Origin of the sequence: Flagellimonas flava (assembly GCF_050617915.1) — a bacterium.
Classification (GTDB): domain Bacteria; phylum Bacteroidota; class Bacteroidia; order Flavobacteriales; family Flavobacteriaceae; genus Flagellimonas; species Flagellimonas flava_A.
This window is the reverse complement of the sequence record NZ_JBODQE010000201.1, coordinates 1-234: the sequence shown is the minus strand read 5'-3', so window position 1 is coordinate 234 and position 234 is coordinate 1. Positions and strand designations below refer to the sequence as shown.

Here is a 234-nt window from a genome sequence, read left to right as displayed (position 1 = left end):
TTACAGTCACTTATATGGTTTCCTGACAACAGGCCTTCGGTTCTTTACAGTATACGGTGCATGGGGCCGACCAGATATGGCCATGTTCCTTTTTACGGATGCCATGCTAAAGCGCAAACCCATTAAGGTATTCAACAGCGGAGAAATCGAAAGGGATTTGACTTATATAGACGATATTGTAGAAGGAGTAGTGCGTGTTGTGGTCAAGGATGTTTCAGAAAGAAAGTCCTCTGA

The 234-nt window shown here is 43.6% G+C and carries 1 protein-coding gene; it reads left to right on the top strand.

Features of this window, described 5'->3' with window-relative positions:
• The coding region (locus ACRHOZ_RS21540; protein ID WP_431130454.1) for an NAD-dependent epimerase/dehydratase family protein at window positions 1–234 on the top strand (234 nt) is incomplete at both ends.